This is a genomic window from Blastococcus deserti (assembly GCF_042682525.1).
In the GTDB taxonomy this organism is placed as follows: Bacteria; Actinomycetota; Actinomycetes; order Mycobacteriales; family Geodermatophilaceae; genus Blastococcus_B; species Blastococcus_B deserti.
In genome coordinates this window covers 35,810-50,682 of the sequence record NZ_JBHUHP010000001.1, presented here as the reverse complement: position 1 = coordinate 50,682, position 14,873 = coordinate 35,810, and the positions used below count along the sequence as shown (strand labels likewise).

Here is a 14,873-nt window from a genome sequence, read left to right as displayed (position 1 = left end):
TGCGGCCTCACCGGCCCGGAGGTTCGCCATGGACGACGTCGCCCCACCCCCGCTGACCGTCGTGCGGCCCGGCGAGGGCCGCGTCGAGGACCTCGGCGACGGCGTCGGCGTGGCGTTCAAGCTGTGGGGCGCGGACACCGGTGGATCCGTCTCCGTCGTCGAGCACCCCTTCGCGGTGGGCGCGCTCGTCTCGGCGCACCTGCACACCCGCGAGGACGAGTACTCGATCGTCACCGAGGGCGAGATCGGCTTCCGGTCGGGGGACCGCGAGGTGGTGCTGGGCCCGGGCGGCTACATCACCAAGCCGCGCGGGGAGCTGCACGCCATGTGGAACGCGGGACCGGTGCCGGCCCGGATGATCGAGATCATCAGTCCGGCCGGGTTCGAGCTCTTCTTCCGAGACGTCGTTCCGAGACATCGCCGAGCTCGCCGCGGCCGGCACCGCCGACCGTGCCCGACTTCGTGGCGCTCGCCGAGTCCTACGGCCTGCGGTTCGGCGAGCCCGACTGGATGCCCGGCGTCATCGCACGCTACGGGCTGACGCCGCCGGCCTGGTGAGCCGGCACCCTCCTCAGTCGGTCGCGAGCAGCTCGACCGGACGGAGCAGGGCGCCGGCGTCCGCGGCGGTCATGGGCCGGTACAGCAGGTAGCCCTGGGCCTGGTCGCAGGCATCGGCCTTCAGCCGGGCCAGCTGGTCCTCCTCCTCCACGCCTTCGGCGACCACCGTGAGACCGAAGGTGTGGGCCGCCCGGATCATCAGGGCCACCAGCTCCCGGTGACCCGGGTCGGTGGAGGCGATGAAGCTGCGATCGATCTTCAGCGTGTCCACCGGCATGTGCCCGAGCTGACCGATGGAGGTGTAGCCGGTGCCGAAGTCGTCGATCGCGATGGCGACCCCCAGGTCCCGCAGGGCGGCCAGGTTGTCGATGGCCGCCGGATCGCTGACCAGCACGGTCTCGGTGACCTCCAGGGTCAGCAGCCGCGCCGGCAGCCCCGAGGCCTCGAGCGCGTCGGCGACGTCCTCGACGATGCGCGGGTCGGTCAGGTGCCGGCCGGAGATGTTGACGGCCACGGTGGGCTCGGGCTGGTCGGCCGGGGTGTCCGCACGCCACTCGGCGAGCTGACGGGTGGCCGCGCCGAGGACCCAGCGGTCCAGGTCGCAGATCAGCCCGGAGCTCTCGGCGACCGGGATGAACGCGTCCGGGCGCACCATGCCGTGCCCCGGCCGTTCCCACCGCACCAGGGCCTCGTAGCCGATGAGCCGGTCGCGGGCCACGTCGACGACCGGCTGGTAATGCAGCTGCATCTCGTCGTTGGCCAGGGCGTACGCGATCGCCGCCTCGAGCTCGGCGTGCGCGGTCAGCTGCAGCCGGAGGGCCTCGTCGAACATCTCCGCCCGGCCCCGGCCGCGGCGCTTGGCGCGGTAGGCCGCCGTGTCCGCCTCGGCGACCAGCGCGTCGGCGTCGGTGCCGGCGTCACGGCTCACCGCGACGCCGACGCTCGCCCCGATGCGCACCTGCTGACCGGCGGCGTCGATCGGCGCGGACACCGCACCGATGAGCCGCTCGGCGAGGTCGAGGAGGTCGCGCTCCAGAGCCACCTGCTCCACGAGGACGACGAACTCGTCACCGCCGAGGCGGCCGACCACGTCGCCGGGACGTACGACGGCGGTCATGCGGCGGGCCACCTCGCGGAGCACCTCGTCGCCGGAGGCGTGCCCGTGGCTGTCGTTGACGCCCTTGAACCCGTCGAGGTCGACGAAGAGCAGGCCGGTCATCTGCCCGGAGCGCTGCGCCCGGTGCAGCGCCGACGTGACCAGCCGCAGCGCCTGGGCTCGGTTCGGCAGGGCGGTCAGAGGATCGTGGGTGGCCTGGTGGGCGAGGGCGGACTGCAGCTCCTCGCGCTGCCGGACGGCGTGGACGATCTGCCGGACCGACGCGTGGACGACCTCACCCAGGCGACCGGACAGGGGCTGGTCGAGCACCGGGTCGGCCAGGTCGCCGCGGGCCACCGCCTCCGCCTGGTCCTGGATGCGCCGCAGGCTGGCCACGGTGGCGTCCAGCGCGGTCGAGACCGTCCGCACCTCGCGGGGCCCGGCGATCTCGACCTCGACCAGCGATCCCTCGCTCACCTGGGTGGCGCGCGCGGCCAGCACGCGCAGTGTCCGGGAGATCATCCGGCCCAGGAGGAGCGCGCCGAGGACCGAGGCCAGCAGGAGGGCGCCGCCCAGCAGCAGCGTCCTGGACTGCAGGTCGTGGGCGCGCGCGTGGTCGACGGTCGCCAGGTCCTGGGCGGTGTCCGTCGCGTCCTCGAGGAACTCCGTGAGGACGGCGTCCCGGTCGAGGGCCTGGTTGACCAGTCCGATGAGCTCGATCATCGGGATGGTGCTGGCGTCGGCGCCCTCGGCCCGCGCTGCCAGCAGGCCGTCCACCCGGGCGAAGACGGGCGTGGTCTGGACCCGCTCCCATGCCGCGCGCAGCGCGGGCTGCGACAGGTCCTCCATCCGGCGGCGGGCGTCGGTGTAGTCGACCCACGCGATCTCCCACTCGGCGCGGAAGGACTCCGCCGTCTCCCCGGCGACGAGGCGGGACAGCTGCGTGCCGAGGAACAGCGGCATCTGCCGGCTGGCGTCCTGCGCCAGCTGGGCGACGAGCTCGACGTCCCGGGTGGCCCGGTAGGTCGGAACGGACACCTTCTCCGCGGTCGCCGCCTCCGCCGCGGCGGCCTGGGCACGGGTCAGTTCGTCGGAGATGTCCAGGTAGGAGTCGTACAGGTCGTCGAGCGGCACCGTGCCCGCGTCGGCCTGGCGGCGCAGCCCGGCCAGGCGCTCGGAAGCCCTGGCCGCCGCGGTCGACCACTGGCTGCCGGCCGGCACCCTGGCCAGGGCCTCGTCGGTCGCGGCGCGGGTCTCCTCGGTGGCGCCGGTCGCGAGCGTCCTCTGCAGCTGACCGACGAACGGGCCCAGCCCGAGCAGTTCGGAGGCGGCGGGGTCGGCGAGGACGGCGAGGGACAGTGCCGGGATGACCTCGTGCTCCACGCCGCTGCGTGCCGCGCTCAGCTGCGCGACCGCGCGCACGGCCGCCTCCGCGCGAGCCGCGCTCGCCGCCTCGCTCATCCGGGTGCGCGTCACGGCGGCGGTCAGGGCGGCGACCCCGATCAGCGGGACGAGCACCAGGGCGGTCAGGTAACGCCACAGCGGTGCCCCGCGTCGGTGTCCGCGGGCCCTCGGCCGGCCAGGAAGTCGCACGCCCTCCCATCGGCACGTCGGCCCCTCGCTTGAGGGCCATCTGCCACCGGAGGGTGAGATCGCGTTCCTCCCAGCGGCTCCACAGGGGCGTCACGGGGAACTGTCACACCGTGCGGCCACGATCGCGGGCATGACCTCCGACGTCACCGCCGGCTCCCCCGACCGCTGGAACGCCTCCGCACGCGGCGCCGGCGGGGCGGTCCGCCGCCTCCCAGCCCGGCTGCGCGCCCGCCGGCCGCTCACGATGCCCCCTTCCGTGGGCCACCGGAGCCGCACGCCGTGCGGAGCGGGGCCGGCCGTGTGACCGCCCGGCCCGCACTCCTCAGTGGTGGTACTGGTGGACGACGGCGTGTCCCTTGCCGCGGCTGATGAGGAGCCGGTTGACCGGCACGGTGACGACGAAGGCGATCGCCAGCGCCACGGCCAGCGAACCCCAGAACAGCAGTGACGTCAGACCCGCCTCCATGGCGCCCGGGATGAGCAGCATGATCGCGTTGTCGACGATCTCCATGACCGTGATGCTCAGGGTGTCGGCGACGAAGGCCACGCGCAGCGCCGCGCGCAGGGGCAGGCCCGAGCGCAGGACCGGCGCGATCGTCAGCGAGTAGCCGAAGACGAACGCCAGGGCCACGGCCAGGGCGATCGTCGCGGCGTCGGACCAGCCCAGCGCCGTGCCGATGACCATGCCCAGCACTTCACCGATCGCACAGCCGGTCAGGCAGTGCAGCGTCGCGCTGACCGCGAGCCGGGTGAGCTCTCGTCGCCCCTCCGGACTGCCGGGGGCCACGGTGTGCTGCCCGGGTGTCGCGCCGCCGTGCTCGCCGTGGTGCTCGTGCATCTCCATCCTGATGCCTCCCGTTCCTCGTACGGTGGACGGACGCCTATATACCCCCGCGGGGTATATGCCGCAACGCCCCGTCGCGGCCTCCCCTCGACCGGTCCCGGGCCCGCCGTGGCCGTAAGATACCCTCCGGGGGTACCGGGTAATCGACGGCAGGGGTGGGCAGATGCGGCGGCACTGGTGGGCGGTGCTCGTCCTCGGCGCCGTCTTCGCGATGCACGGTCTGCAGTGCGCGGGCGATGAGCCGTCGGGCACGGCCGCGGGCCATGCGGTGTCCGCACCGCTGCTCGCCGTCGCGGCCGCGGTCGCCCACCCGGATCACGATGCCGCCGCGGCGACGGCCCGGTCCCCGGCCGCCGAACCGGCCGACTCCCACCGTGGCCTCGCGGACGTCGGCGCCGTCACGGGATCCACCTCGCACCCGACGGGCTCCCTCGATCACCTGTGGGCCGCGTGCCTGGCGATCCTGTCCGCGGCCCTGGCTCTGCTGGGCATCGCCGCCCTCCACGCCCGGAGGAACGGCACGAGCCCGGCCGCGCCGCCGCCGGGTGGTCACTGGCCCGTCGCCTCCCACCGGCTCCGCCCGCCGGACATCTTCACCCTCTGCGTGCTGCGGAACTGAGCTGGCCCGCCGCCTCGCGACCGCGTCGTCGAGGCGGTCGTCGCCATGCCATTCCCCACCGCACACCCATGAGGAGAACTGCAATGAGTCCGACAACCCGCCGTCCGAGCCACCTCGTCGCAGCCGTGGTCACCGCAGGCACCCTGGCCCTCGCCGGCTGCTCGTCAGGTACGAACCACGGCGACTCAACTTCGATGTCGACCTCGATGTCGTCGACGTCCTCGCCCTCGGTGCCGGAGAGCTCCGCGACGGAGGTCAACGCGGCCGACGTCAGCTTCGCGCAGGGCATGATCCCGCACCACCGGCAGGCCATGGACATGTCCCGGCTGGCCGAGAGCCGCGCGCAGGACCCCCGGGTCATCGACCTCGCCGGCCGCATCGAAGCGGCCCAGGGCCCCGAGATCGAGGTCCTCACGGGTTGGCTCGAGGAGTGGGACCAGGAGCCGGCGGCGGACCACGGTGGCCACGGAGGTGGCGACATGGCCGGCGGGGACGCGATGGGCACCATGAGCGAGGCGGACATGGACGCACTCGCCGGCGCGTCCGGCGCCGAGTTCGACCGCAGGTTCCTGCAGCAGATGATCGAGCACCACAGCGGTGCGGTCAGGATGGCCGAGGCCGAGATCGACGACGGCCGGTTCGCCGCCGCGGTGCAGTTGGCCGAGACGATCAGGAGGACCCAGAGCGACGAGATCGCCGAGATGGAGAGGCTCCTCGCCGACCTCGACGACTGAGCACCGCCACCGCGCCCCCCGGCCGGCCCTGGCCGGGGAGCGCGGTCCGGCGACAGCGCCCGGGGCGAGCCGCCGGGCGCCGGCCTGGGCGACGGCCGACCGGCGGTGACGCGCCACAAGGGTCATCGACAGGACAGCCGGACCCTCCAGCGGCCGCCACCGGACGAGCCCGGCGGCCGTCAGGCCGGAAGGCCGGAAGGCGGACGAGGCGGCCGTCAGGCCGGCAGGCGGACGAGGCGGCCGTCAGGCCGGCAGGCGGACGAGGCGGCCGTCAGGCCGGCAGGCGGACGAGGCGGCCGTCAGGCCGGCAGGCGGACGAGGTGGCCGTTGCCGGAACCGAAGGTGTCGACGGCGAAGCCCCGCAGTCGCAGCACGTCGGCCAGTGCCCGGCTCATCAGGTCGTGGACGAGAACGTCCGCCGCGGCGCCGTGGATCTGCTCGACGCTCATCCGGTCGTGCTGCCGCCAGGTGACCAGGATCCCGCCCAGGGCCGGTTCGGGCGTCAGGCTGGCGCCACCGGTCTCGGTCCCGGCCCCGTTGCCGTCGCTCAGGGGCAGCCCGGCTTCCGCCAGCGCGGCCGTCACCTCGACGACGAGGGTGACCAGGTCGTCGTCGTCGGAGAGGTCGGCGTCCCAGCCGTGGGGCAGCCGATCGAGCTGCGCCTCCAGGTGCGCCAGCCACGCCCGGTCCTGCGGCGACGGGCGGCAGCCGAGCCCGCCGTCCGCGCGGCCGGTCCCGAAGACCGGGCGGACGCCGTCGGGATCACCGCACTCCTGCACGCCGGCAGCCCAGTTGGCATCGGCGCGGTCCGGGAAGGGCCCCGCCACCGTCCGGGCCGGACCGGCCTCCCGGTCGTCGTCGACCAACCACCAGCCCGTGCGACCCACGCCGCCGAGGACGACCTCGTTGTAGAACAGACCACCCATGCCATTCACCGCGTTCCACATCCGTGTGGGGCCGTCGCGGGGGAAGCGCGCGGCCACCGCGCCGTCCGGAACCGGAAGCGCGCGTGACAGGAACGTACGTGCCGGCGCCGACCTCCCGGGGGTGTCGCCGAGGGTTGCGACCCCCGCGTTCCCGAATCGTTGCGTGAGGTCACCAGTCGGGCAGATGACCCCATCCTGGCTCCGCCGTCTTGTCGACAAGACCGTCCCCCGCACGCGTGCCGGAGGTTGACGCCACGGTCGACGACCTGCTCACCGCGGCGACCCGCGCGGCGTGTCGGCCGCACGCGAGGGAGCCCGGGCGGCCCTGCTGCTCCGGCGTCCGGCGGGCGGGCTGCCGCACGGCCCCCTGCCACCCCGGGCGAGCCGCCGACCGGACGAGCCGGGACCCGGGCCGTCCGGCTAGACCAGCAGGTCGACCAGCTCGGCCCAGGACGGCACGACCGTCGCCGTGCCCGCCTGGCGGAGGGCGTCCGTGCGAACCCTGCGGTCCTCCGGCGGCACGAAGGCGAGCATGCCGATCGTCCGGTAGCCGGCAGCGACCGCCGAGAGAGCGCCGTTGACCGAGTCCTCGACCGCGATGGCGTCGTCGGGCGTGATGCCCAGCTGCCGTCCGGCGTGGGCGTACACGGCCGGATCCGGCTTGCTCGTCGGCTCCGGCAGGGAGTCCTCGGCGCTGAACCGGCGATCGGGCGGGAACAGCGGAGCGAGGCCGGTGACCTCGAGGCAGGCGTCCAGCCGCGAGCAGGCACTGGAGGTCACCGCCGCGAGGGCGAACCGGCCGGCCAGCCGGGTCAGGCACTCGTGGACATCCGGATCCGGGCGCAGCGCGGTCCGCAGGTGCGCGGTGACCACCTCTTTCTCCTCGGCCACCCAGTGCTCCAGGTCCTCTCGCGCCAGCTCCCGGCCGTAGCCGGCCGCGAGCTCGTGCGCCGCACCGCGGAAGTTCTTGCCGTTGGTCATCCGCTGCAGCTCCAGCGGCGTGTACGGCCGCCGGGCGCCGAGGTGGGCGAGGAACCGGTTGGTGACGTCGGCCGACGCCGCGTACGCCGGTTCCTCGGACGGGAACAGCGTTCCGTCGGCGTCGCACAGCAGCACGGTCGCCGACCACGGGGCCGGCGCCGCGGTCATGCCGCCTCCCGCACGTCTCCGGCGAGGTACCGCTCGATGACTTCCCGGGGCCCTTCCCGGTCCAGCGCCTCGAGGGCCCGCTGCACCGGCTCGGCGAACCGCGGGTCGCGCCCGAGCTCGGCGAAGACGGCCTGCTCCGACAGCAGCGGCGCGGAGTCGCCTCCCCCCTCCTGAGCCACGCGCACCAGATCCGGACGTGGACCCTGGATCGGCACCTCGTCGCCGACGTAGTCGTGGCCACGCAAATACCGCAACCACCCGGCCACGGCCAGGCACAGCAGCCGGTACGGACGGTCCTGCTCCATGGCCTCCACGACCGAGGGCAGCAGATAATTCGGGATCTTGCTGGAGCCGCGCCTGCCGAGCCGGGCCAGTTGGTCGCCGAGCCGGGGGTTGCTGAACCGCTCGAGCAGCGTCACCTGGTACGCCCCGAGATCGATGCCCGGGACCGCGGGCAGGAGCGGTGTTATCTCCTCGGCCATCATCCGGGCGAGGAAGGAGCGGAAGACGGGGTCTGCCAGGAGCTCGTCGGTGGTCCGGAGGCCGGCGAGGTAGCCCAGGTAGGCCATCGCGCTGTGGCTGGCGTTGAGCAGCCGGGTCTTCATCACCTCGTAGGGCTCCACGTCGTCGACGAACTGGACGCCGACGTCCTCGAGCGGTGGACGACCGTTGCAGAAGGAGTCCTCGACCACCCACTGGCTGTACGGCTCGGTGATGACCGGCCACTGGTCGTCCACCCCCGTCGCGGCGGCGACGGCGTCCCGGTCCTCCGGGCTGGTGTTCGGCGTGATCCGGTCGACCATGCTGCTGGGGAAGGCGACCTGCTCGTCGATCCAATCGGCCAGCTCCCCGTCACGCAGCCGGGCGAAGGACACCACCGCGGTGCGGGCGGCAGCCCCGTTGTGCTGCATGTTGTCGCAGGACAGGACGGTGAACGGTGGCAGTCCCGCTCCGCGGCGCCGGTCGAGGGCCTCGACCAGGTAGCCGAAGACGGTCCTCGGGCGCGCCGGGTCGCGCAGGTCCGCCTGCACGTCCTCGTCGTCGGCGTCGAAGTCGCCGGTGTGCGGGTCGATGCGGTAACTGGTGCCGGTGATGGTCAAGGTCACCACCCGTGTGCGCTCGTCGACCAGCGCGGCGAGCACGGCATCGGGGTCGTCGGGGGCGTAGAGGTACCGGGTCATGGCACCGACCACGCGGGCGTCGTCGCCGTCGGCCCGGCGCTCGACGACGAGGTAGAGCCGGTCCTGGGCGGCGAGCACCTCGCCGATGGCCCTGCTGTGCAGGCCGACGCCCACCACACCCCAGTCCGTCGTCCCGCGGCGGGCCAGGTCGTCGAGGTAGACCGCCTGGTGGGCACGGTGGAAGGCGCCCACCCCGATGTGCACGATCCCGTGGCGCAGCGCGGCCCGGTCGTAGCCGGGCGGGGAGACGGCAGCCGGGAGCTGGTCGAGGGTCCGGTCGGTCAGGGGCAGCGTTCGGGCAGGGGCGTGCGTCATCGACGGTCCTCGAGGGGGAGAAGAAGGCAAGGGCGGCTGTTGCACCCGCAGGCCTCACTCCTCCATGCCCGCGCGCACCGTCTCTGAACCCGCCGCAGCGGCTCCGCCGTGCCGCCCCGCCGTCGCCCACCCCCGCCGACGTCGGTCAGGGCATCGGCATGCCGCCGGTGACCCCGATGCGCTCACCGGTGATGTAGCTGGACTCCTGGGAGGCCAGGAAGACGTAGGCCGGGGCGAGCTCCGCCGGCTGCCCGGCGCGGCCGATCGGCGTCTCCGCGCCGAAGGAGCCCACCTGCTCCGCCGGCATCGTGGCCGGGATGAGCGGGGTCCAGATCGGCCCGGGCGCCACGGTGTTGACCCGGATGCCCTTCGGTGCCAGGTCCTGCGACAGCCCCTTCGTCAGATTGACCAGCGCGCCCTTCGTGGACGCGTAGTCCAGCAGCGAGGGCGAGGGCTGGTAGGCCTGGATGGACGTCGTGATGATGATGCTCGAGCCGGGCTGCATGTGGCGGACGGCGGCCTTGCACAGCCAGAACGTGGCGAAGACGTTGGTGTAGTAGGTCCGCAGCAACTGCTCGGTGCTCAGGTCCTCGATGCCCTCGATGGACATCTGGTAGGCCGCGTTGCTGACCAGCACGTCGAGGCCCCCGAGCTCGGAGACGGTGCGCTCGACCAGGTTCCGGCAGAAGGCCTCGTCCCGGATGTCGCCGGGAGCGGTGACCGCTCTGCGCCCGGCGTCGCGGACCACCTGGGCGGTGACGTGGGCGTCGTCCTCCTCCTCCGGCAGGTAGGAGATGAGGACGTCGGCGCCCTCCCGGGCGTAGGCCAGGGCGACCGCCCGTCCGATGCCGGAGTCCCCACCGGTGATCAGCGCGCGCTTGCCCTCGAGCCGGCCGCTGCCCCGGTAGGTCGACTCGCCGTAGTCGGGCTGGAGGTCCATGTCGGACTCCAGGCCCGGGTGCTCGATCTCCTGCTCGGGCAGCGCGTCGGGCTCGGCGTGCTGGGTGGTGGGGTCCTGCTCGGAGTACTGGTCCTGGCTCATGGAGTTCCCTCGTCGGCGACTGGACCCGGCTCCTACCCGGCGCAGGCGCGGTCAGACTCCTCATCCGCCCGAAGGGGGATCCGGCACCGCCGGGCCACCGCATGCGCCCGGCCGCGACCAACGGTCCCCGGATCGGCCGGAGTAGGTGTCAAGCATCAGCCGGAACACCGTCAAGCATCACCCGAAGCTCCGGCGTCAAGCATCAGCCGAAGCAGCACATCGACGTGGTGGGCCCCGTGGGGATCGAACCCACAACCCGCGGATTAAAAGTCCGCTGCTCTGCCGATTGAGCTAGAGGCCCGGTGGGTGCAGAGAACCCTCCAGAAGACGCACCACACAACGCGTGAGACAACTGGGGACGTCTGCGGCCCGCCGCGAGGCTAGCGCGCCGCGGGGCGGCCACCCAGGCCGGACCGACCGCTACGCGGACGAAGCCGCCCGGCGTCGGAGGTCCTTCAGCTTCACCGACAAGCCGGTCCGGGGATCGCGAGCACGCCAGAAGTCCCAACCGTCCGTCGACAAGGTCGACTCCGGAGTGCCCGGCCCGGAGACGGCGACCTTGACCGCCCGGCCGGCGCTCGACAGAGAGCGATGGACCTCGCCGCCGTAGCGGACGCTGCCGTCGGCAAGGAGTTCAGCAGTGTGCCGTCGTCCCATGTAGTCCCCTTCCAGCGTCGCCCCGACGGTCAGCAGACCGACGGCCAGGAGGTCCGAGATCCCGAGCTTCCGCTCATCTGCGCTGACCCGCGGCTTCGTTGGCCGCGGAGAAGCCCTACGGCCGGGTTCAGCTCGATCTGTCGCCGTGGACGCCGCGGAATCAGCGGTCAGGTCGTCGACCTCCTGGGCGGTGATGACCGGCGCCGTGCCGGGCGTCGCCGCCGACGTAGCCGATGGGAAGTCGAAGGTCGCCCGTGCGCGCATCAGGCTCGACCGCACGTCGGCGCGGCTCAGCTGCGGCACGCGCTTGGCCACCAGGTTCACGACGTCCTGCGCCGGCTCGGCGTCGGAGTACATCTCCGCCAGTGCGGCGTTGACCTGGCGGTCGACGAAGAACCCCCGCCAGAGCTCCTCGATGCGGTTGTCCCGCATGTTGTCCTTGCTCAGCAGGGTGAGCAGCTCCGCAGCGGCGTCGACGTCCTCGACCCGGACAGCGCGGAACAGCTTCTGCTCGATGGGCACCGGGGCGTGCGCGTTGAATACCCGCCACTCCGCGCCGTCGGTCAGCGCCACCCACTCCACCCCGGCGACGGCCGCGTAGCTGATGGTCTGGTTGGCCCAGCGCGGGTCAGCGAGGTTCTCCCCGAGGCCCTTCGCCTCGATGAACAGCCGCGGGGTGCGCAGCAGCAACAACGCGTAGTCGACAGGATTGTCCACGGGACGTCGCCGGTACTCCCGGTGGACCTCGTCCGGGTCGAGGACGTCCCAGCCGAGCGCCGCGATGATCGGCTCGATCAGGCCAGCCTTCGTGTTGGACTCGCCCACCCGCTGCCGCAGCTGCCGATAGCGGTCGACCCGCTCCGCGCAGTGCTTCAGCGCGTCGTACAGCTACCGCATGCCCTCTCCCCGTGATCCTTTCAGCTACTCGGCCACGGCGTCGGCCTCGAGCGGCTCCACTCCGAGGCCAACGGCGATTTCGCCGAAATGCTTGAGGGTCCGCCAAGCGCTCCCAACGCCCAGCAGTGTGCCCACTACTCCACGATTGCGGGCCCGCCGCCGCATCAGTGGTTCACCACGGAGACCAGAACCACGACCGCACCCACATGCGCACCGTGCCGATGGGTCTTCTTGGTGAACAAGCGACCACGCCGCGGTCTCATGACGGCGAGGCCGGGTCCACTCGATGTAGACCGCTCGACCCCCGCAACGATCAGGCGCCGATGTCCTCCTGAGCCCGTCCGCGAAGGCGCTCCAAGTTGCGCTGACGCAGACCCCACAGCTCGGTCTCCCGCGATGTTCCCCGCTCTCGGTAGAAGCGCACTGCACCGGCTCGCCTCAGCGCCTGACGAAGCTCATCCTCGTCATCGAGGGCGACATGCTTCTTGATCGTCTGGAGGGTACGGAGCTCCCACCTGCCGTTGAGAAGCTCTCGAATGGCCTCCTGAAGCATGCGCTCATCTCGCCCGGCATCTTCCGTTCGACCGGCCCTCGACTTGATGCAGGCGGTGATCAGGACCCCCGCCAGCCCTGCACCACCGGTGATGATCCCGGCGACGACCTCTGGCGCCACTCTCAGTTCTCCCTTGTTGCGCTGCGTAGTCCGTCGGAATGATCGGCCAGCGAACTCCTGCCGCCGCGCAAGGAGATGGGCGCGTCGCGAACGGAACGCCGGGATAAGGCCTTGCACCACAGCGAGGCGCCGGCAACCCCGATAGAGGACGTTCCTATGCAAGCGGTGCGGCGTTCCAGCCACCATGTGTCCGCGTCCCAAGACCACATCGTTGGACCGTTCGGCGACTATGCGAATGCGCAGCTAGGAGGGGTCTTCTGCAAGCGCCAGAGGCCCGCAACGGATCCGCCTCCCGGGTGGCCGCCCAACAGGTCACCCGGCGAACGGGGCCGGCTCCGCAGGCCGAGCCTGGTCAGGCGTCCGCGCGACGGCGCTCCCCTCCGGCGGTTGTGCATCTGCGGCCCGGCCTGCCTGCTCGGGTGCGGTCTACCGTCCGAGCATGCACGCCAGGCGGCCGCGGTGAGCGTCGAGGACAACAAGCGGCTGGCGGCCCGCGTCGTCGTCGAGGTCATGAACGGGGGAAACCTCGACGCACTGGACGACCTGTTCGCACCGGACCTCGCGGCGGACGCGCGCGCATGGGTGGCGCCTTTCCGGACGGCGTTCCCCGACGTCCGGATGGAGATCGTCCAACTCGTCGGCGAGGGCGACGCCGTCGTGGGGCACTTCCGCTGCTCGGGCACCCAGACCGGACCGTGGATGGGCCGGCCACCGACGGGGCGGTCGTTCCGCGACGTGCGGGAGGTGTACTGGTTCACCGTCCGCGACGGCCGGATCGTCGACTGGTGGGGGCTGGAGGACAACGACGAGCGACGCCGTCAGCTTCGCCGTCCGGAGGGCTCAGCCTGACCCGAGCTCCGGCTACGCCTGCCGGGGGGAGTACATGATCACCGCCACGCCGATCAGGCAGATGGTCGCGCCGATCACGTCGTACCGGTCCGGCCGGAACCCGTCGGCGACCATGCCCCAGACCAGGCTTCCCGCGACGAAGACCCCGCCGTAAGCGGCGAGGATCCGGCCGAAGTGGGCGTCGGGCTGGAGGGTGGCGACGAACCCGTACGCCCCGAGGGCCAGGACGCCCAGGCCCATCCAGAGCCAGCCGCGGTGCTCGCGCACGCCCTGCCACACGAGCCACGCCCCGCCGATCTCGGCGACCGCGGCCAGGACGAACAGCAGGATCGAGCGCGCGACCGTCATGCCGTGGAGCCTGCCACCCGGACCGACCACGGACCCGCCTCCTCGGACGACCACCGGCCTGGTTCCCGTCAGGCGACGGGCTCGCGCGCCGTAGGCCTCGTGCGCGGTGAGGACGTCGGCCATGTGGCCCAGGGCCGGCTGCCGCACGGCGGCGGTCGGGGCGTGCCGCGTCCGGCCCCCGTCAGAGGACGTCGAACACGAGGAGAAGGACGAGGGTCAGCAGGGCGGAGACCAGCAGCGACCCGAGACAGCCCAGCCGATTGGAGAAGAGGAAGAACATCGCCTCCCCCTGCCCAGCACGCCGCCGATCGAACCGACCGGGGTGTGCACTCCGTCACCGGAGCGCAGCGCATTGCACCCGTTCAGGGGATCCCCCCACGCGCCGGCCACTACGTACGGTCATCCCGCTCCGGTCGGGCGCCCGGTCCTCGCCCGCCACCCGGCCACGGATCCTTCCGCCGACGTCCGGCGGCACGAACCCCGGCCCGGCCGCCCCGTTCCCCCCGGGGCGGCCGGGCCGGTCTCTTCCTCGCACTCAGTTCGTCGCGCCGCACACCCGCTGCACCAGCGCCGCCAGTCGGTCGCGGGCCCCCTGGTCCAGCGGCAGATCGACCGATACCGGATCCACGTCCTCGACCTCGACGGTCAGCGGGAACACGTACGGCTTCTTGGTCTCCGCCAGCACGTGCGGGTGACAGGAGGCGGGCGTGAAGGAGACCGCCGTCGTCACGCTCCGCTCCCCGGCCGGGAGCTCGAGCGGCAGTTCCTCGGCCACGACCTCGAGCAGCACGCTGCGCCCCAGGGCGGTTGCGGCCACCCGCTCCTCCCCCGCCCGGCGGGTGAGGGTGAGCAACCCCGTCACCGCGTCACCGTCGTCGGCCAGGTCGGCCACGGTCACCTCGACGACCTCCGCGATCGCCTGCTCCGCGCACTCCTCCTCGTGCACGGTCGCGAGCACGTCGCCGGACAGCGGGACCCGTACCGGCTCCGCGGCGCCACCGGGCCGCACGACGGTGAGCCGTGCCGCAGCCGGCCACGGGTCCGCGTCGCACTGCGGGGGCCCGTAGGGGGTCGGCAGGTCGATCACCCGGCCCAGGGCGAACTCCGCGGTCACCGCGGTCGCCGGCAGCGCGCCGAAGCCGGGTGAGTCCAGGGCGACCGACGTGACGGTGAAGACGTCGCCCCCCGTGGCGGCGAGGCGCACCTGGAACCGGCCCCCGACCGCCTCGTCGGTGCGCAACCGCACCGCCTCGGCCTCCATCCCGGGCACGGCAGGCACGGCCGGGCCGGGCGTCGAGGAGGAGGCGGTGGGAGAGGCCGTCGTTCCGCAGGCAGCGGCGAGCAGCCCCGCCAGGGCGACCAGGCACCGCCTCACGAGGCGGAAGACTAGGA

14 protein-coding genes and 1 tRNA gene are annotated in these 14,873 nt (G+C 72.8%); 4 read left to right on the top strand and 11 right to left on the bottom strand.

The window, feature by feature from the left end:
- The first annotated feature begins 28 nt into the window (after positions 1-28).
- Positions 29-541: a cupin domain-containing protein gene (locus tag ACFSHS_RS00240; RefSeq protein WP_376870320.1), complete on the top strand. Its 513-nt coding sequence runs from the start codon at positions 29-31 to the stop codon at positions 539-541.
- 30 nt (positions 542-571) lie between these two features.
- Here the strand turns inward: ACFSHS_RS00240 and ACFSHS_RS00235 are convergent, their stop codons facing one another.
- Together ACFSHS_RS00235 and ACFSHS_RS00230 are read right to left on the bottom strand one after the other, a co-directional pair.
- The gene (locus ACFSHS_RS00235) at positions 572-3,172 is read right to left on the bottom strand and encodes an EAL domain-containing protein (protein ID WP_376870318.1); all 2,601 of its coding nucleotides are present in this window, start codon (positions 3,170-3,172) and stop codon (positions 572-574) included.
- 397 nt (positions 3,173-3,569) lie between these two features.
- Positions 3,570-4,085 (bottom strand): DUF4396 domain-containing protein, encoded by a 516-nt coding sequence (locus ACFSHS_RS00230; RefSeq protein ID WP_376870315.1) that lies wholly within the window; start codon positions 4,083-4,085, stop codon positions 3,570-3,572.
- Between the two features lie 169 nt (positions 4,086-4,254).
- Between ACFSHS_RS00230 and ACFSHS_RS00225 the strand changes: the two genes are divergently transcribed.
- A complete protein-coding gene (locus ACFSHS_RS00225; protein WP_376870313.1) occupies positions 4,255-4,710 on the top strand; it encodes a hypothetical protein in 456 nt (151 codons plus the stop codon).
- An 83-nt stretch (positions 4,711-4,793) separates the two neighbouring features.
- Positions 4,794-5,444 carry a DUF305 domain-containing protein gene (locus ACFSHS_RS00220; RefSeq protein WP_376870311.1) on the top strand — a complete coding sequence of 217 codons (651 nt, stop codon included), beginning with the start codon at positions 4,794-4,796 and terminating at the stop codon, positions 5,442-5,444.
- Between the two features lie 299 nt (positions 5,445-5,743).
- Here the strand turns inward: ACFSHS_RS00220 and ACFSHS_RS00215 are convergent, their stop codons facing one another.
- The 7 genes from ACFSHS_RS00215 to ACFSHS_RS00185 all read right to left on the bottom strand — a co-directional run bounded on the left by ACFSHS_RS00215 (position 5,744) and on the right by ACFSHS_RS00185 (position 12,284).
- Positions 5,744-6,370, bottom strand: coding sequence for a hypothetical protein (locus ACFSHS_RS00215; protein WP_376870309.1), 627 nt, complete (start codon positions 6,368-6,370; stop codon positions 5,744-5,746).
- A gap of 420 nt (positions 6,371-6,790) precedes the next feature.
- Positions 6,791-7,519: an HAD family hydrolase gene (locus ACFSHS_RS00210; protein WP_376870307.1), complete on the bottom strand. Its 729-nt coding sequence runs from the start codon at positions 7,517-7,519 to the stop codon at positions 6,791-6,793.
- A complete protein-coding gene (locus ACFSHS_RS00205; RefSeq protein ID WP_376870304.1) occupies positions 7,516-9,015 on the bottom strand; it encodes a mannitol dehydrogenase family protein in 1,500 nt (499 codons plus the stop codon). Before ACFSHS_RS00205 ends, ACFSHS_RS00210 begins: the two co-directional genes overlap by 4 nt.
- A gap of 145 nt (positions 9,016-9,160) precedes the next feature.
- Positions 9,161-10,057: an SDR family oxidoreductase gene (locus tag ACFSHS_RS00200; RefSeq protein ID WP_376870302.1), complete on the bottom strand. Its 897-nt coding sequence runs from the start codon at positions 10,055-10,057 to the stop codon at positions 9,161-9,163.
- A 225-nt stretch (positions 10,058-10,282) separates the two neighbouring features.
- Positions 10,283-10,358: transfer RNA gene (locus ACFSHS_RS00195), tRNA-Lys, on the bottom strand.
- Positions 10,359-10,477: 119 nt separating this feature from the next.
- Positions 10,478-11,539 carry a restriction system modified-DNA reader domain-containing protein gene (locus ACFSHS_RS00190; RefSeq protein ID WP_376870300.1) on the bottom strand — a complete coding sequence of 354 codons (1,062 nt, stop codon included), beginning with the start codon at positions 11,537-11,539 and terminating at the stop codon, positions 10,478-10,480.
- Positions 11,540-11,924: 385 nt separating this feature from the next.
- Positions 11,925-12,284 (bottom strand): hypothetical protein, encoded by a 360-nt coding sequence (locus tag ACFSHS_RS00185; protein WP_376870298.1) that lies wholly within the window; start codon positions 12,282-12,284, stop codon positions 11,925-11,927.
- A 459-nt stretch (positions 12,285-12,743) separates the two neighbouring features.
- On the opposite strand from ACFSHS_RS00185, the gene ACFSHS_RS00180 reads away from it, so the two are divergent.
- Positions 12,744-13,133 carry an ester cyclase gene (locus tag ACFSHS_RS00180; RefSeq protein ID WP_376870295.1) on the top strand — a complete coding sequence of 130 codons (390 nt, stop codon included), beginning with the start codon at positions 12,744-12,746 and terminating at the stop codon, positions 13,131-13,133.
- 12 nt (positions 13,134-13,145) lie between these two features.
- On the opposite strand, the gene ACFSHS_RS00175 is transcribed toward ACFSHS_RS00180, so the two are convergent.
- Positions 13,146-13,481: a YnfA family protein gene (locus ACFSHS_RS00175; protein ID WP_376870292.1), complete on the bottom strand. Its 336-nt coding sequence runs from the start codon at positions 13,479-13,481 to the stop codon at positions 13,146-13,148.
- A gap of 535 nt (positions 13,482-14,016) precedes the next feature.
- Entirely contained in the window at positions 14,017-14,856 is an 840-nt protein-coding gene (locus ACFSHS_RS00170) for a hypothetical protein (RefSeq protein WP_376870290.1), read from the bottom strand.
- Positions 14,857-14,873: the final 17 nt, after the last annotated feature.